The 17,269-nt window shown below is 73.4% G+C and carries 12 protein-coding genes and 1 tRNA gene; 5 read left to right on the forward strand and 8 right to left on the reverse strand.

Annotated elements, in window-relative coordinates; genetic code table 11:
- The first annotated feature begins 581 nt into the window (after nt 1–581).
- Both RE027_RS03640 and RE027_RS03645 read left to right on the forward strand, forming a co-directional pair.
- Nucleotides 582–2,960, forward strand: a complete 2,379-nt coding sequence (locus RE027_RS03640) for a bifunctional polysaccharide deacetylase/glycosyltransferase family 2 protein (protein WP_368806878.1) — start codon at nt 582–584, stop codon at nt 2,958–2,960.
- Nucleotides 2,947–4,155: an acyltransferase family protein gene (locus tag RE027_RS03645; RefSeq protein WP_368806879.1), complete on the forward strand. Its 1,209-nt coding sequence runs from the start codon at nt 2,947–2,949 to the stop codon at nt 4,153–4,155. Before RE027_RS03640 ends, RE027_RS03645 begins: the two co-directional genes overlap by 14 nt.
- On the opposite strand, the gene RE027_RS03650 is transcribed toward RE027_RS03645, so the two are convergent.
- From RE027_RS03650 to RE027_RS03670, 5 genes are all read right to left on the reverse strand, one after another.
- Nucleotides 4,121–5,161, reverse strand: coding sequence for a chitinase (locus RE027_RS03650; RefSeq protein WP_368806880.1), 1,041 nt, complete (start codon nt 5,159–5,161; stop codon nt 4,121–4,123). The two genes, RE027_RS03645 and RE027_RS03650, sit on opposite strands and share 35 nt — an antisense overlap.
- A gap of 106 nt (nt 5,162–5,267) precedes the next feature.
- Nucleotides 5,268–6,251: a ribose-phosphate diphosphokinase gene (locus RE027_RS03655; protein WP_368806881.1), complete on the reverse strand. Its 984-nt coding sequence runs from the start codon at nt 6,249–6,251 to the stop codon at nt 5,268–5,270.
- Entirely contained in the window at nt 6,248–7,741 is a 1,494-nt protein-coding gene (glmU, locus tag RE027_RS03660; protein ID WP_438612412.1) for a bifunctional UDP-N-acetylglucosamine diphosphorylase/glucosamine-1-phosphate N-acetyltransferase GlmU, read from the reverse strand. The genes RE027_RS03655 and glmU overlap by 4 nt, the downstream gene beginning before the upstream one ends.
- A gap of 206 nt (nt 7,742–7,947) precedes the next feature.
- Nucleotides 7,948–8,020 (reverse strand) — tRNA-Gln (locus RE027_RS03665).
- Nucleotides 8,021–8,082: 62 nt separating this feature from the next.
- Nucleotides 8,083–8,850: a hypothetical protein gene (locus tag RE027_RS03670; protein ID WP_368806883.1), complete on the reverse strand. Its 768-nt coding sequence runs from the start codon at nt 8,848–8,850 to the stop codon at nt 8,083–8,085.
- Between the two features lie 266 nt (nt 8,851–9,116).
- Between RE027_RS03670 and RE027_RS03675 the strand changes: the two genes are divergently transcribed.
- A complete protein-coding gene (locus tag RE027_RS03675; RefSeq protein ID WP_368806884.1) occupies nt 9,117–10,964 on the forward strand; it encodes an ABC-F family ATP-binding cassette domain-containing protein in 1,848 nt (615 codons plus the stop codon).
- Between the two features lie 205 nt (nt 10,965–11,169).
- Here the strand turns inward: RE027_RS03675 and RE027_RS03680 are convergent, their stop codons facing one another.
- Nucleotides 11,170–12,450: a ScyD/ScyE family protein gene (locus tag RE027_RS03680; RefSeq protein WP_368806885.1), complete on the reverse strand. Its 1,281-nt coding sequence runs from the start codon at nt 12,448–12,450 to the stop codon at nt 11,170–11,172.
- 218 nt (nt 12,451–12,668) lie between these two features.
- Between RE027_RS03680 and RE027_RS03685 the strand changes: the two genes are divergently transcribed.
- Nucleotides 12,669–14,270 carry a bactofilin family protein gene (locus RE027_RS03685; protein WP_368806886.1) on the forward strand — a complete coding sequence of 534 codons (1,602 nt, stop codon included), beginning with the start codon at nt 12,669–12,671 and terminating at the stop codon, nt 14,268–14,270.
- A gap of 4 nt (nt 14,271–14,274) precedes the next feature.
- Here RE027_RS03685 and RE027_RS03690 read toward each other — a convergent pair whose 3' ends face one another.
- Both RE027_RS03690 and RE027_RS03695 read right to left on the reverse strand, forming a co-directional pair.
- Nucleotides 14,275–14,721, reverse strand: a complete 447-nt coding sequence (locus RE027_RS03690; RefSeq protein ID WP_368806887.1) for an FAD synthase family protein — start codon at nt 14,719–14,721, stop codon at nt 14,275–14,277.
- A 162-nt stretch (nt 14,722–14,883) separates the two neighbouring features.
- Complete coding sequence (locus RE027_RS03695) at nt 14,884–16,050, reverse strand: acyltransferase family protein (protein WP_368806888.1); 1,167 nt, start codon at nt 16,048–16,050, stop codon at nt 14,884–14,886.
- A 409-nt stretch (nt 16,051–16,459) separates the two neighbouring features.
- Here RE027_RS03695 and RE027_RS03700 point away from each other — a divergent pair, with 409 nt between their 5' ends.
- Complete coding sequence (locus RE027_RS03700; protein ID WP_368806889.1) at nt 16,460–17,254, forward strand: hypothetical protein; 795 nt, start codon at nt 16,460–16,462, stop codon at nt 17,252–17,254.
- Nucleotides 17,255–17,269 lie beyond the last annotated feature (15 nt).

Raw genomic sequence — 17,269 nt, forward strand, 5'->3', positions numbered from 1 at the left:
CCCGTCCCTGCCGGGACCGCCCGTCACCACCCCGGCAGGCCCGGCCGGAGCACCCCGGCCGGGCCTGCCGCTTGTCCGCCCCTCGCCGAGTGCCCCTCCCCGGCAAGGGCCACTTCCTTCTCCCCCGGCGGCTGTCCCTTCGGCGCCCCTGGCCGGTGCGCCCGACCGGTCCGCAGCGACGCTGTCCCCCCTGCGGGGAAGGAGATGCTGCGGAACATCCGGACCCGGCCGTGGCCCCGCTCACTTTCGACGATCCGCGGGCTTCCGACGAGCTCCTCCTGCGAGGGCCCGCGAACTTTTTTCGTCCACAGATCGGGGGACGGCCGAGGTCGGCCTCGTCCCCCACCGTGCGGACGTTCGCGAAGATTAAGTACCCATCCGTAACCACTTGTCCTTGCGATCCTGTGGGTTTTCATCCGCACATGTATGTGTAGGTATGCAAAGACAACTGCGACAGGGTGTATTTGCGGTTGTGACCGGAGGTCGTGCGACTGGCACGCTGACTCCGTCGGCCCGTCCGGGGGGAGGGGTCGACCGGTCCGTCGGGGGGACGGACCGCCGCCTGGGGGAACGAGCATGCTGTGGCCGACGCCTTTTCCGAACGACGACTTCCGCGCCGCCGCGGGGCGGAGCGGACCGGCAGCACCGTGGCGCCGCCGGTGTTCTTCGACCCCACGGGCAAGCGCTGGTACCGCATCCTCGCCACGGTCGTCGTCCTCGTGGTCCTGGCCGCGGGGTCGATCGCCTGGCTCGTGCCGCAGGCCCTCGCCCAGACCTGGGAGCAGCCGCTGCACCAGGAGGCGAGCTACCCCCGGGAGCTCCTCGCGACCGGCGATCCGGAGAACATCCCGCTGCTGGGCGACTCGTCGCACCCGTTCAGCCGGATCGCCCTGGTCGGCGAGCGGAACGGCGGGACGGTGCTCACGGACCCGTTCAGCGACGAGGTCTTCCGGACGCTGACCGAGGAGGAGGCCGCGACCGTCGGGGACAGCCCCTACGTGATGGAACGCTTCGGGGAGCTCCCGGAGAAGCAGCTCGTGCTGACCTTCGACGACGGCCCCGACGCGACCTTCACGCCCGAGATCCTCGACGTGCTCTCCGCCGAGGGCGTGCCGGCGACGTTCTTCAACATCGGCACCAACGTCGTCGCCCAGCCCGAGCTGTTCCGCCGGAGCATCCGCGAGGGGCACATGGTGGGCAACCACACCATGACCCACACGACGGTGTGGGACGACGCGCTGCGCAGCCGCGAGGAGCTGATCGGCACCGACCGGGCCATGCGCTCGGTCGGCAACTACGCGACCCGCCTGTTCCGCCTGCCCACCGGGGACCCCGACAACAAGCCCCTGCCCATCCTGGAGGCCCAGCAGCTGGGCTACCTGCACGTGGACTTCGACCTCGACACCCAGGACTGGGCCGCGGCACCGGGTGAGGCCGTGCGGCTGCCCGAGCTGGACGGGGCGGGGCACATCGTGCTGATGCACGACGGCGGCGGGGACCGCACCGCCACCGTCGCCGCCCTGAAGGAGCTCATCCGCCAGGCCAAGGCCGACGGCTACTCGTTTTCCACCCTCGCGCCCGTCGTCCCGGAGAAGTACCGGTCGGTGGCCGACACCGACCCGGTCCTGGCCGACGACGTGACCGCCCTGGCCGTCGCGGGGGTGACGGTGGCCCCGGACGTGGTGATGACCTGGCTGTTCTGGTTCGGCATCGGCTCCCTGACCCTGATGTCGGCCCTCTACGTGGTCCTCGCCCTGATCGGCCACCGCCGCCAGAAGCACCGGGTGTGGCGGAAGGTCGCCGAGCAGGACCTGCCCCTGGTCTCGGTGATCCTGCCGGTGTTCAACGAAGCACCCGTGGTGGCCCGCACCCTGGCCGCCCTGCGGACCAGCGACTACCCCCACCTGGAGGTCATCGCCGTCGACGACGGCTCCACCGACGACACCCTGGCCATCATGGAGGACATCGCCGCCACCTGGCCGGCCCTGAAGGTCATCACCCAGCCCAACGCCGGCAAGTCCGTGGCCTCCAACCACGCCATCATGGCCGCCACCGGGGAGATCGTCGTGACCCTCGACGGGGACACTCTCTTCGAACCCCGCACCATCAGCATGCTCGCCCGCCACTTCTACGACACCGCCGGCACCCGCCCCGTCGGCGCGGTGGCCGGGCACGTGAAGGTCGGCAACCGCACCGGGATCCTCACCATGTGGCAGTCCCTGGAGTACATCTCCGGGATCTGCGTGACCCGGGTGGCCGAAGGCGTGGCCGGGGCGATCTCCATCGTCCCCGGCGCCTGCGCGGCCTGGCGCCGGGAGGCCCTCCAGCAGGCCGGCGGCTACTCCCACGACACCCTGGCCGAGGACGCCGACCTGACCATGACCCTGCAGAAGCTCGGCTGGGCCGTGGTCCAGGAGAACCAGGCGGTGGCCTGGACCGAGGCCCCCATGACCGTCGCCGGCCTGGCCAAGCAGCGCCTGCGCTGGACCTACGGCAACCTCCAGGCCCTGTGGAAGCACGCCGGAATGCTCTTCCGCCCCCGCCACGGGTTCCTCGGGATGGTCGCCATGCCCTACACCATGCTCGCCACCGTGATCCCGCTGGTGTTCCTGCCGCTGACCGTGCTCATGGCCGCGCTCAACCTCGCCGCCGGCAACTGGGCCCCCATCGCGTGGTTCGCCGCGTTCGTGCTCACCATCCACGCCGTCATCTGCGTGCTCGCCGTGCGCATGGTCGGCGAGTCCTGGACCCACCTGCTCATCGTGCCCGTCTACCGGATCATCTACGAGCCCCTGCGCGCCTACCTGCTCTACGCCTCGCTCCTCCAGGCGCTCAGGGGCAGGATGATCGGCTGGTACAAGCCCGAGCGCACCAACACCGTGATCGACCTCGCCGCCCCGGCCCGGCCCGCCGACCGCGCGGCCCCGTGGCAGGAGGGCGACCGGGTTGAGCGGGTCTGAGCCCGGCCGGGACCGGTACCTCGACCTGCTGCGGGCGACCGCGCTGGTGCGCGTGGTCGCCTACCACACGTTCGCGGGCGCCGTCTTCAGCCTCGTGTTCCCCGCGATGGGCGTCATGTTCGCCCTGGCCGGGGCCCTGATGGCGCGGTCCCTGCGCCGGCCGGCCGCCGCGGTGCTGCGCTCCCGCGCCCGCCGGGTGCTGGTGCCGCTGTGGGTCTACGCCGCCACGGTGCTGGTGCTGCTCGTGGGGCAGGGCTGGAGTCCCGGGGCCGGCGGCTCCTGGGCACAGGTGCTGCTGTGGTTCCTGCCGGTGGGTGACCCGGTGTTCCCGGAGAGCATCGGGACGGGCGCCGTGGTGGACCCGACGTGGCCGGTGCAGGCCGGGGAGATCCTCTGGTACGTCCGGACGTACTTCTGGTTCATGCTGCTCTCCCCCGTGCTGCTCCGGGCGTTCCGGTCGCGCCCCTGGCCGGTGCTGCTGGCCCCGCTGGCCCTCAGCGGGCTGCTCGCCCTCGGGCTGGTGCCGCTCCCCTCGTGGGCCGGGGCCCCGGTGACGGACGTCGCGACCTACGGGTCCTGCTGGATCCTGGGCTTCGCCCACCAGGGCGGGCTGCTGCGCCGCGTCCCCCGCGGGGCCGTCCTCGCGGCCGGTCCCGCGGTCATGGGGCTGGGGCTGTGGTGGGCCGCCGGCCACCGCGGGGAGACGGGGTGGGACCTCAACGGGATCCCGCTCGCCCAGGCCCTGTGGTCGTTCGGGTTCTGCGCCGTGCTGCTGCGGATCTCCCCGGTCTGGCAGGAGCTGCCGCGGCCGCTGCGGTTCCTGGACGGGGCCGTGACCCTGCTGAACTCCCGGGCGATGACCGTCTACCTGTGGCACAACCTGCTGCTGGTCGGCGCCGTGGTCCTCGTCGACGTGCTGTGGCGCAGTGACGTCCTGGCCACGGCCGTGCCGGAGCTGCTGGCGAGCCCGTGGCTGACGTTCGTGCTGGTCTGGCCGCTGCTCGCCGTCGTCGTGCTGGCCGTGGGCTGGGCGGAGGACCTCGCCGCCGGACGCCGCCCGCGGCGGTGGCCGGTGCGCCCCGCCCCGGCCGGCCCGCGGGCCACGGACCTGCCCGGCCGGTCGTGGTTCTACCCGCGCTCGGTGCGGGAGGCGGCGCCGCTCAGTCCTCGAGGCCCCGGCTCAGGACCCGGGTGAACTCCCCGGGCTCCTCCTCGAGACCGCTGCAGAAGTCGTTGGCCTCGGCGGGATCGCCGTGCTCCGCGGTGCAGGGCCGGTCCCGGTTCAGCGACCAGAAGGAGAGCCGGCCCAGCCGCTGCTCGCGGGCGAAGTCGTTGAGCTCCCCGGCCGCCGCCGGGTCCACGACCTCCCCGGCGACGTCGTTGACGCCGATCATCGGGGTCAGGCCGATCCGGTTCCAGACCTGCTCCTCGGAGAGGTCCTGGCCCGCCGCGTCCCACAGGGCCGTGAGCTGGCCGTGCGCCGAGCGGGCCGCCTCCTCCGAGGCCGCCGCCATGGACTGCCCCGCCGGCCTGCTCTCGCTGTAGTTCATGGTCATGAGGTTCACCCCGGCGAGGTCCGCCCCGGCGGCGAGCAGCTGGGCCACGACCTCCACCGAGTCCTGGCCCAGCCCGTGCGGGGCCACCGGCAGGGTCACCCACGTCTCCAGGGGTTCGTCCCGTTCCTCCTGCAGCCGCTCCAGGACCTCGGCCCGGCGCCGGTTGGCGTCCCGGTCCTCGAGGTCGTCGTACTCGATGTCGAAGTCCACGACCGAGACCTCGTACCGGTCGAGGACCGTCCGGTAGGCCTCGAACAGGGCGTCCGGGTCCGAGCACGCGGTGGCGAGCTCGGACCCGGCGGCGCCGCCGAAGGAGACCACCACGTCGCCGCCGCTCTCGCGCAGCGCGGCGATCTGCTCCTCCATCCGCAGCGTCGTCTCCGCCTCGTCCAGCCCGTAGTAGCCGCCCCACGAGGGCGTGCAGGGCTCCTCCGGGTCGGCGACCACGAAGCCCAGCACCGTGTGCGACTGCCCGGCGGCCTCGGTGCCGAAGTCGAAGTACGGATAGGCCGTGGCGTTGACGTAGGGCCCGGACCAGGGCTCGTCCGGATCCGGACCGCAGCCGGTGAGGGCGAGGGCCGCCGCGGAGCACAGCAGCAGCGGCGGCAGGAGGCGCCGTCGGGAACGGGGTCGGTGACGGGTCATGGTGTGCGGGCTGTCCCCTTCGGCACGGTGGGTGCGGCGGCCGCGGCGGCGACGCAGCCCCTCGCCGGAGGGCGAGGGGCTGCGTCGCCGTCGGTCCGGCGGCGGGTCAGGAGCGGCCGTCGAACAGGCTCGTCACCGAGCCGTCCTCGAAGACCTCCTGGATGGCCCGGGCGATGAGCGGGGCGATCGACAGGACCGTGAGGTTCTCGAACTGGTGCTCCGGGGGAACCGGCAGGGTGTCCGTGACGACGACCTCGAGGGCCCCGCAGGAGGACAGCCGCTCCACGGCCGGGTCGGAGAACACGGCGTGGGTCGCGGCGATGATGACGTCCTTGGCGCCCTTCTCGCGCAGCACCTTGACCGCGCCGGTGATCGTCCCGCCGGTGTCGATCATGTCGTCGATCAGCACGCAGGTGCGGCCCTCGATCTGACCCACGACCTCCTTGGACACGGCCTGGTTGGGCCGGGTGATGTCGCGGGTCTTGTGCACGAACGCCAGCGGGCAGCCGCCCAGCAGCTCCGTCCACTGCTCGGCCACGCGCACGCGGCCCGTGTCCGGGGAGACCACGGTGACGTTGTCGACGTCGACGACGGAGCGCACGTGGTCCGCCAGCAGCGGGATGGCCATCAGGTGGTCGACCGGGCCGTCGAAGAAGCCCTGGATCTGCGCGGTGTGCAGGTCCACGGACATGAGGCGGTCCGCGCCGGCCGTCTTGTACAGGTCCGAGATCAGGCGGGCCGAGATGGGCTCGCGGCCGCGGTGCTTCTTGTCCTGCCGGGCGTAGGGGTAGAACGGGGAGACCACGGTGATGGACCGCGCCGAGGCCCGCTTCAGGGAGTCGATCATCAGCAGCTGCTCCATGATCCACTGGTTGATCGGGGCCGGGTGGGACTGGATGAGGAAGGCGTCCGTGCCTCGCACCGAGTCCCCGAACCGCACGTAGGTCTCGCCGTTGGCGAAGTCGTACGCGGCCGTGGGGACCAGCTCCGTGCCGAGCTCCGACGCGATGCGCTCCGCGAGCTCCGGGTGCGCCCGCCCGGAGACCAGGACCAGCTGCTTCGCACCTGCGTTGGTGATGGCGGTCGTCATTCTTGCTCGCTTTCCTCGGTGGTGTGCCCGGTGGTGATCTGCTCGGTGGTCCCTGCGGTCGCTGCGGTCCCTGCGGTTGCGGCGGTCCCTGCGGTCCCGGCGGTCGCTGCGCCGTTGCCCAGGGCCCGCGCCGCGGCCTCCGCCGCGGCCGTGCCCTGGCGGTGCTCGACGACCCAGTTCTCCACGATCCGCTGCGCGCCCTCGGTGAGCGCGAGGGCCCCGGCCGGCACGTCCTTGCGGATCGTGGTGCCGGCCCCGGAGTAGGCGCCGTCCCCGACGGTGACGGGGGCGACGTACATGTTGTCGGAGCCCATCCGGACGTGGTCGCCGATCACGGTGCGGTGCTTGTGCACGCCGTCGTAGTTGACGAACACGGAGGCCGCGCCGATGTTGGAGTGCTCGCCGATGGTGGCGTCCCCCACGTAGGTCAGGTGCGGGACCTTGGAGCCGTCGCCGATCCGGGAGTTCTTGGTCTCCACGAACGTGCCGATCTTGCCGTCCGCGCCCAGGACCGTGCCGGGGCGCAGGTATGCGAACGGACCGACGTCCGCGCGGGGCCCGACCACGGCGCCGGAGCCGTGCGTGCGCACCACGTGCGCGCCGGGGCCGACCTCCACGTCCGTGAGCGTGGTGTCCGGGCCGACGACGGCGTCCTCGGCCACCCGGGTGCCGCCGTGCAGCTGCGTGCCCGGCAGGATCGTGACGTCCGGGCCGATCCGCACCTGCACGTCGATCCAGGTGGTGGCGGGGTCCACGATCGTCACGCCGTTGCGCATGTGCGCCTCGAGGACGCGGCGGTTGAGGTGGGCGCCGAGCTGGGCCAGCTGCACGCGGTCGTTGGCGCCCTCCACCTCCCATCGGTCCTCGATCTTCAGCGCGTCCACGGGGTGGCCGGCCTCCCGGGCCAGCAGCGGGACGTCGGTGAGGTACATCTCGCCCTGCGCGTTGTCCGTGGTGACCTGCGCGAGGGCGTCGCGCAGGACGTCGGCGTCGAAGGCGAAGATGCCCGAGTTGATCTCGGTGACCGCGAGCTCGGCCTCGGTGGCGTCCTTGGCCTCCTTGATCTCGCGGAAGGAGCCGTCGGCGTCCCGCAGGATGCGGCCGTAGCCGCCGGGCCGCTCGTGGTCGGCGGTCAGCACGGTCACCGCGCTGCCCCGCTCCTCGTGGTGGGCCACGAGCCGGCGCAGCACCTCGGGGGTCAGCAGGGGGACGTCGCCGTAGGTGACCACCACGGTGCCGGCCAGCCGCTCCTGGGCGTCGAGCGCCTCCACCGCCACCTGCACCGCGCGGCCCGTGCCGGGCAACTCGTCCTGGTCCACGATCAGCGCCCCGGGGTCCTGCTCGAGGACGTGGGGGGCCACGAGGTCCCGCTCGAAGCGCACCACGGCGGCCAGCCTGCGCGGGTGCAGGCTGCGCGCTGCCACGAGGCTGTGCCCGACCATGGAACGACCCCCGATCCGGTGCAGGATCTTGGGGGTCTTGGACTTCATCCGGGTGCCCTTGCCGGCGGCGAGGACGATGACGGCGGCAGGCCCGCCGGCCGCCCCCGGATCGGTGGCGGGGATGTGGGGGATGCTCACGGCGGGATGCAGCTCCTCGGTCGTCGATCGTCGAGAGGCTCCGGTGAGCTCACCGGGTCCGTCTCGGTTCCGTTGTGCGGGCCTGAGCCCTCAGGCTGTCGGGCGGGATGCGGACGTTCCGCCTCTAGGACTCGAACCTAGACTCCGCGGCTCCAAAGGCCGGGGTGCTGCCGATTACACCAAGGCGGAGCACCGCCGTGGAACGGCAGTGGTGCACACCGTGCACAGGGAGCCACCCTACCACCCGGCCGTCAGGCGCCGGCCGCTCCCGCACGCCCCAGGACCACCAGGATCCGGCCCGCCGCGGCGGCCTCCCGCAGCTCCGGAACGGCCGCGAAGAGGTCCTCCGCGGTCTCCTCGTCCACCCCGCACACGATCAGGGGCGCCCGGTCCAGCAGCGGCCGCATCCGCTCGAACGCGGCGGCCGGGCCCTCCCCCGCCGCGGTGGACGCGGCGACGTTCCAGGCCACGGAGGCCAGGTAGTGCGAGTCCATGTCCAGGGTGCCGTCCGCGCGGGCGCGCTCCAGGAACTGGATCAGCTCGACCTCGTCCGCGGTGGGCCCCTCGGTCTCCAGCAGGAGGTGCACCTGGTGGTCCGAGGCCGCCTCCGCGAGCGCGGCGAGCATCGAGAAGATCCGGTCCTCGCTGCGGCGACGACCGCCGACGCCGGCCCCGGGCACCACGAGGTACTCGGCGCCCACGCCGGCGGCCAGGGAGAGGTGGTCGTCGAGGACCGCGATGACGCCCTCGTCGGGGATGTCCTCGTCGATGGAGATGTCGGCCCGCAGGATCAGGGGGGCGGCGCCCGCTCCGCGCAGGGCCTCGCCGACCTGCCGCTGGGGCACGGTGCCAAGGTGGCGCCCGGCCAGCTGACCGGGTCCCGCGGGGATCTCCACCGGCCCGGGATGGTTCCGCACGACCCGCACGGCGGTCTCCAGATCCGTGATCCCGTCCAGGCGGGTCCCGAGCGGGTGGACGGTGGGCGAGGAGGACTGCTCCCTCGGCTTCTGCTGCTCCATGGCTCCATGTTCTCACCCGCACGTGTGCCGTGGCTGAAAACTTTCTGTTCGCACACCGGTGCTCCCCGGTCCTGCCGGACGCCCTCAGCGCCGAGTCCCCACGATCCGCACGCCACCAGCGCCGAGTCCCCAGTTCCGTGGCAGTTCCCCACGATCCGGGATGGGGAATCGCCACAGGACTGGGGACTCGGCGGGCAGGGGACGGAGTCTGCGGCGCAGGAGGGCGGGCGGAAGCCCGGGGGCGGGCACGCGAGTACCCTTGACGGGTGGCACATCTACTCGGCGGCGAGAACCTGCATCTTGAATTCCCCACCAAGACGGTCTTCGACGCCGTCAGCCTCGGCATCGACGAGGGCGACCGGATCGGCATCGTGGGCCGCAACGGCGACGGCAAGTCCACGCTGATGAAGCTGCTCGCCGGGCGGCTGAAGCCGGACGGGGGCCGCGTCACCGTGCGCTCCGGCGTGCGGGTCGGCATGCTCGACCAGGCCGACGTGCTGGACCCGGAGCTGACCGTGGGCCACGCCGTCGTCGGCGGCCGCGAGGAGCACGAGTGGGCCGGGGACGCGAAGGTCCGGGACGTGCTCGGAGGGCTGGTCAAGGACCTCGACTGGGACGCGAAGGCCGGCGAGCTCTCCGGCGGACAGAAGCGCCGCGTGGCGCTCGCCGCGCTGCTGGCCGGGGACTGGGACGTCATCTTCCTGGACGAGCCCACCAACCACCTCGACGTCGACGGCATCACGTGGCTGGCCCGCCACCTCAACAACCGCTGGCCGAAGAACCAGGGTGGCCTGGCCGTGGTCACCCACGACCGGTGGTTCCTGGACGCCGTGTGCACCGACACCTGGGAGGTGCACGACCGGATGGTGGAGCCCTTCGAGGGCGGCTACGCGGCGTACGTCCTGCAGCGGGTGGAGCGGGACCGGCAGGCCGCCACCGTGGAGTCCAAGCGGCAGAACCTCATGAAGAAGGAGCTGGCGTGGCTGCGCCGCGGCGCGCCCGCCCGCACGGCCAAGCCCAAGTTCCGGATCGAGGCCGCGAACCAGCTGATCGACGACGTCCCGCCGCCGCGCGACACCGTGGCCCTGTCCCAGCTGGCGGTCTCCCGGCTGGGCAAGGACGTGGTGGACCTCGAGAGGGTCTCCGTCTCCTACCCCACCGAGGACGACGGGCCGCGGGAGGTGCTCCGGGACGTCACCTGGCTGATCGCCCCCGGCGAGCGCACCGGCATCCTGGGCGTCAACGGCGCGGGCAAGTCCACGCTGCTCGGCCTGGTCACCGGGGAGGTGCAGCCCACCAGCGGGCGGGTCAAGCGCGGGAGGACCGTGAAGATCGCGACCCTGACCCAGCAGCTGTCCGAGCTGGAGGACGTGGCGGAGGACCGGGTCTCGGACGTGGTCGCCTCGAGGCGCACCAGCTACCTGGCCGACGGCAAGGAGATGACCCCGGGACAGCTGCTGGAGCGGCTCGGCTTCACCAACGAGCAGCTGGCCACCCCGGTCAAGGACCTCTCCGGCGGGCAGAAGCGGCGCCTGCAGCTGCTGATGATCCTGCTCGACGAGCCCAACGTGCTGATCCTCGACGAGCCGTCCAACGACCTCGACACCGACATGCTCACGGCCATGGAGGACCTGCTCGACACCTGGCCGGGCACCCTCCTGGTGGTCTCCCACGACCGCTACCTCCTGGAGCGGGTCACGGACCAGCAGTACGCCGTGATCGACGGCCGCTTCCGGCACCTGCCGCGGGGCGTGGAGCAGTACCTGGAGCTCGCCTCGCAGTCCCGCACCGGCACGGCCGCCGGGTCCGCGAGCGCCTCGAACCCGCTGGCGGCCACGGGGGCCGCCTCGAACGGGGCGGGCGGGACGACGGCGCAGGGCGGCACCAGGCTCTCCGGGGCCCAGGCCCGCGCCGCGCAGAAGGAGGTGGGCGCGATCGAGCGGAAGCTGGAGAAGCTCACCGCGAAGGTCGAGTCCATCCACGCGGAGATGGCCGCCCACGACCAGTCCGACTACACCGGCCTGGCCGGGATCGGCGCCCGGCTGACCGCGGTCCAGGACGAGATCGAGGAGCTCGAGCTGCGCTGGCTCGAGCTGTCCGAGGACCTGGTCTAGGCCGGCAGCGCGGGACCGGTGCCGGCCGAGCCCGACCGCGCCCGACCGCGCCCGGCCGGGGTCGGCGGTTTCGGAGCGGAACCGCCGCGGGCCGAGCCCGCAGCCGGGGCCGCTGCTCCCCGCCGGGGTCGTCCCCGGCGCGGACGGCCCAGCGCAACGACGGCGGCGGCAGGACCAGGATCCCGCCGCCGCCGCCGTCCCGCTCCTACCCCTCCGCGGGCTCGACCGGATCGACGCGGTAGGCGTCCGAGAAGTCCAGCTCCCAGACCGCGCCGCCGCCGACGGCCGTGCCGACCGGGTTCTCCGGTCCCGCCGCGATGCCCTCGGCCGGGGCCACGCTGTTCACCGAGGCGTAGACGCTGCCGTGCCGGCCGACGGCCAGGCCCGCGGGCAGCGGGACGTCGACCGCCCACCGCTGGGCGTCCTCGTGGTGCCGGTGCAGGACCACCACCTGGCCGGGCACCTCGCCGGAGGCCGGCGGGGCCTCGTCCGCCGGGGTCTCCCCCGGAGGCAGGGGCGGGGTCGGGCCGAACAGCTGCGAGACGTACAGGTGGTGGTCGTCGACCGCCACCCCGGTGATCCCGGTGAAGCCGTCCCACCGGTCCAGCTCGACGCCGTCCGCGGAGAACTTCACCACAGAAGCCTCACCCGGCCGGATCGATCCCAGCCCACCCACGTAGACGTTGCCCTGCTCGTCGGCGGCGATTGACGTCGGCACGAACTCGGCCGGTCCCCCGGGATCGTCCGTGCCGTCGGGCAGGACGGTGGTGGGCCACGTGGCCCACGCGGTGACCTCGTACTCCGGTGGGGCCTCCTCCGTCTGTGTGGAGAAGTCCGGCTCGACCTTCCAGACGGTGTTCGCTCCGGCGTCGGCCACGAGCGCGTAGCCGTCCGGCGACGTCTCGTCGTCCTCGTCCACGTACAGGACGGCGTACGGGTTGGAGTCGACCTGCGCGCCGTCCGGGTTCAGCTCCTCCTCGGCCGCCTGCAGGTCCGCGTAGGCGAGGACGGAGGTCACGTCCGACGCCTCGGCGACCGCCACCAGCAACGATCCGCCCCGCGCCGTGGGCACGGCGGGATCGAACCGCGCCGGGTCGTAGCCCGCGACGATGTGCTGCCCCTCCACGTCCGTGGTGTCAGCACCCGCGGCCCCCTCCGCGAAGGCCCCACCCGGCACCGCCGCGGACAGCAGTCCCTCGACCGGTGTCGAGACCGTGGGCGTGCGGTACCACGGGTTCTCGATCAGCGTGACCGCACCGGTCGGTCCCGTGCATCGGGCGTCGACGCACTCCGGTCCGCCGCGGCCCGCCTCGGCCACGACCAGCGACCTGTGCTTCTGGTCCCAGTTCAGCTGCCGCGGATTGTCCAGGCCCTCCGCGACGACCCGCGGCCCCGGCGGCTGCTCGCCGCCGTGCGCCAGTGCCGCGGGCACCGGTCCCACCAGCACCACGGCCGCCGTGACGACACCTGCTCGGATCTTCTTCATGACCCACCCCCGGTCGGACCCGCCGCGCGCGAGCCGCGCGACAGGCTCAGGCTAGGACCGGCTTTTCGACTCCGACCAGGAGGGACGGGCAACCGTGACGCCCTCGTCACCTACCTGCGGGTATGTGTCGGAGGGCCCGCGCTCCCCGGCGTCCGCCGCCACCGTCACAGCGGGCAAAGTGCTTGACTCCCCACCGCACCGGGCGTCCACTCGAAGGCATGAAGCCCCGAAACCTGCCCCGCACCACGCCCAGCACGGTCCTGCTGCGGCTGGCCCTCGCGCTGGCCCTCGCGCTCGCCGGCCTCCTGCTGGCCGCCCCGGCCGGCGGAGCCGCCGAGGTGCGCGGCGAGGACAGCGTCCGGGTCGCGGAGGGCGAGGTCGTCGACGACGACCTGTACGTGGCCGCGGGCGAGGTCGTCGTCGACGGCACGGTGCGCGGGGACCTCGTGGTCGCCGCGGGCCAGGTGCGGATCAACGGCACGGTCGAGGGCGACCTCCTGGCCGCCGCGCAGACCGTGGTGATCGAGGGCACCGTGGGCGACGACGCCCGGATCGCCGGGCAGATGCTCTCCCTCGGCGAGCGGGCCCGGGTGACCGGGGACCTCGTCGCGGCCGGCTACAGCCTGCAGACCCGCCCCGGCACCGTGGTCGGCGGGGACGTGCTCCTGGGCGCCTACCAGGCCCTGCTGGCGGGCGGCATCGACGGGGACGTGACCGCCGGCGCGGGCGGACTGGCCCTGGCCGGCGAGATCGGCGGGGACGTGGAGGCCGAGGTCGGCAGCCGCGACGAGATGCAGGCCGCCTGGGCACCGGCCACCGAGTTCCCCGTGCCGCAGGTCGAGCCCGGGCTGACGCTCACGGACGGAGCCCGCCTGGCCGGGGACCTCTCCTACCGCTCGGGCACCGAGGCCTCGATCGCACCGGGCGCCGAGGTCGCCGGGAGGATCAGCTACGAGCAGGTCGCCGTGGACGAGGTGGAGCCGGCCGGCCCCACCGGGCCGCTCACCCTGCTGCTGGACGGCCTGCGGAGGTTCGTCACGCTGCTGCTGGCCGGGCTGCTGGCCCTGTGGGTGATCCCCCGGGCCGTGACCGGTGCGGCCTCCGTGCTGCGGGCCCGCCCCCTGCTCAGCCTCGGGTGGGGCGCGCTCGCGATCGCCGGGACCGCCGTGGCCGTCCTCGTGGTCCTGTTCACCGCGATCCTGCTGGGCATCGCCCTGGGTCTGCTCACCCTCGGCGGACTCGCCGCCGCGGTCGTGGCCGGCGGCGTGGTGCTCGACGTCGTGCTCGTGCTGGGCCTGGTCCTGGCGATCGCCCTGGTGGCCCCGGTCGTGGCCGGCCTCACCGGCGGCGGGCTCCTGCTCCGGGACCCCGCGCCGGCCGGTTTCGGCAGGCGCGTGCTGGCCCTGGCGCTCGGCCTGCTGGTCTACGTGCTGCTGCGGTCGGTGCCCTACCTGGGACCCGTGGTCGCCCTGCTGGTGGCGCTGCTCGGCGTCGGGGCCCTCGTGGTGTGGGCCTGGGACGCCGCGCGCCGTGCCCGGGCGCACCGGGGCGGACGCGGAGCGGGTCCGGTGCGCGGCCCGCAGGCCGGCGCCGGCCCGGCGTACCCGCAGACCACCGGCCCGGCGTACCCGCAGGTCGGCGGGCCGGAGTCCCGGGCCGGTTCCGCACCGCGTCCGCAACCGGAGCCGGGCCCGCTGCCGGAGGGGCCCCCGGGCGCGTCGTCGTCGCGCGCGGGCTCGACGACCGCACGGCCGCCGTGGGCCACGGGCGGACCCGGCCCCGAGCCCGGGCCGGACGCCCGTCCCGACGCGCGTCGCTGACCGGTCAGGCAACCGGCAGCGAGAGCACCTCCAGGGCGGCGCGCAGCTTGGTGGAGGAGGTGTGCACCGTGTACGGGAAGTACACGACCTCCACCCCGACCGCCGCGAACTCCTGCTCGAGCCGCTCCCCCTTCGGGGTGCCGCGCCAGTCGTCGCCCTTGAAGAACACGTCGAAGCGCAGCTCCTGCCACGTGTCCAGCTTGTCCAGGAGCACCTCGGCGTGGACCTGGTCCACGTAGCGGATGTGCTCGACGATCTCCATCCGCTCCCGCAGCGAGACCACCGGACGGTGGCCCTTGGTGATCTCGATCAGGTCGTCGGAGACCACCCCGGCGATCAGGTGGTCGCAGTGCTGCCTCGCCTGGCGCAGGATGTTCAGGTGTCCCACGTGGAACAGGTCGAACGCCCCGGCCGCGTATCCCACCCTCGGTGCGGACTGGTTGGTGCTCATCTCGCTCACTCCCCCTCGTAGCTCGCCGGGACGTCCCGCGCCCCGGCCCGGTGGACCGCCCGGCCCCCGCCGGGAGTCCCTGTCGGACTGTCCGCCGCGCACCCTCCCGGTGCGCGGCGCGAAAACTGTGTGCCGGCCCCCGCCGATCCGGTTCCCGCCGGCTCAGCCGGCGGGCTGACCCGCGGGCCGAACCGCGGGCCGGCCGGCGAGCACGGCCGCGGCGGGTGCGGCCGCACGTCCCCGGCGGCGGTGGTGCCAGCGGGCCACGGGCTCCTCCACGAACCACCAGCACGCGATGCCGGCGGCGGTGCCCAGCACCACGTGCACCGCGACACCGCCCGGGCCGGGGAGCTCGCCCACGAGCGCCGTGAGCAGGTGCCGGGTGCCCAGGTGCAGCAGGTAGATGCTGTAGCTGGCCAGGCCCAGCAGCTGGATCGGCCGCCACCGCATCACCGCCAGCGCACGGGCGCCCAGGGCACCGGTGGGCCCGTGCAGGCCCCACAGCACCACCAGGCAGGCGGCGAGCGCCTGGACCGAGTAGCGCACGGTCTCGCGGAACAGCTCGTCGCGGATCAGCAGCGAGCCCAGGTACAGCAGCAGGGCCAGCACCAGCACCCGGTCCCGGCCCCACCACGCCGGGGCGCGAGCGCCCTCCCGGGTGGTGCGGGCGTACCACAGCGCGGCGAGCACGCCGATCGCGATGGCCTCCAGCCGGGTGTCCGTGCCGAAGTAGATCCGGTCCGCGCTCGCCCCGCCCAGGTGCAGCACCAGGCGCGCCGCCGCCGAGGTGACGGCGGCGATCCCGGCCAGCACGGCCAGCGCAGTGGCCGGGCGGCGGCGGCCCACCAGCAGCAGCCAGACCAGCGCGAAGGCCACGTAGAACTGCTCCTCGATGGACAGGCTCCACACCACGATCGAGCCGGGCAGCACGTCCACCTGCGAGTCGACGTAGCGCCAGTTGAAGAAGAAGAAGACCTGGCCCAGGACGTCGCCGAGGTCCACCGGCCGCACCAGCCAGGCGTAGAGCGCGGTGGGCAGCACGAGGGCCACCAGCAGCGGCGGCGCCAGCTTCAGGGCCCGCCGGCGGTAGAACCCGCCGATGTCGAAGCCGCCGGTGCGCCGGTGCTCCTTGAGCACCAGGTGCGTGATGATGAAGCCCGAGATGACGAAGAAGATCGTCACCCCGCTGCCCCCCGGGACCAGCTCCAGTCCCGCATGGGCGAGCACCACGAGCATCACCGCGGCGGCCCGCATCGCATCCAGGTGCGCGAACTGCCGCACGGGCAGCTGCGCCCGTCCTCCTCGGCGCACCGCTGCCGGTTCCGGCACTGCTGTCTCCCCCGCCACCACGCCCCCCTGCGTCACATCGCGGACGAGGCGCTCCCCCGAGCGCCGGCCGTCCCGCTTCCCGTCCGAGCCCCCCGTCTTTGCATCCGGGAACCTCGGTGATCGCCTCACCCTACTCCCGGGATATCCGCGTTTGCATCTGAATGAGCGGGTCACAAAAGGGGACACCGACGATCGTTCCCGATAGTGAATCCCGGGGTTAGACTCCATGCGATCCAATGAATCCGGGCGGGGGGTCGTCCGGAGCACCGCGGGGGTCCCTCGACCCGCTGCCCGCGGAGGATCGCACACGGCACCGGCCGATCCGTGCCGGAGCTCAGATCTGGGGGGAACTGACATGATTCTTGACCCGTCGTGCCCATCGAGCACTCGAGGTCCCACCGTCCACACCGTGCGCGGCGTCCTGGGCGGACTCGTGCTCGCCGGGCTGCTCACCGCCTGCGGCACCGCCGGGGCGACCGACGAGCCGGCGGCCGACGGCAGCCCGTCCGCGGCGGCCCAGGCCGAGCAGAAGGCCGCCGAGCCGAAGGACTCGGGGAAGAAGGACGCCGAGCAGAAAGCCGCCGAGCAGAAGAACGCACCGCAGAAGGACGCCGGTGGGAAGAACGGCACGGACGACGGGAGCAGCGGCGACGCGCGGGACGACAACCGCGCCGTGGAGCTGGAGACACCGCTGGACGTCCTGGCCTCGGACCTGCCCTCGGCGAAGCCCGTGGCCACCGACGCGCCGCAGGTCGAGCAGATCGCGGCCGTCTTCGATGCCCAGGAGGCCTTCGTGCCGTCCGACGCCCCGGTCCGGGAGAACCCGCAGTCCGCGGCCGAGCAGGAGACCACCGAGCTGGACCCCGCCGCGGTCGCGGCCGTCGAGAGGACGGCCGACGGCTCCGCGCTCCAGGAGGTCGTCGCGTCCCTGACCGAGTTCGAGCACCAGGGCTGGGAGCAGCGCGGGGTGCCCGTCGTCGTCGGCGAACCGATCTCCGCCCCTCTGCCGGCCGAGGACGGCGAGGCCGTCCGCGTGACCGTCTGCCTGGACTCGTCCCGGGTCACCGTCGTGGACCGCGACGGCAACGTGGTGCGCGGCGCGCAGAAGGACCGCCGCGCGCTGCACAACTACGACCTCTTCCGCCACCCGGGCCAGTCCTGGCAAGTCGTCCAGCACGGCTTCCCCGGCGACCCGACCTGCTGACCCGTCCGCACGAAC

Source organism: Kocuria sabuli, assembly GCF_040981185.1.
GTDB lineage: Bacteria > Actinomycetota > Actinomycetes > Actinomycetales > Micrococcaceae > Kocuria > Kocuria sabuli.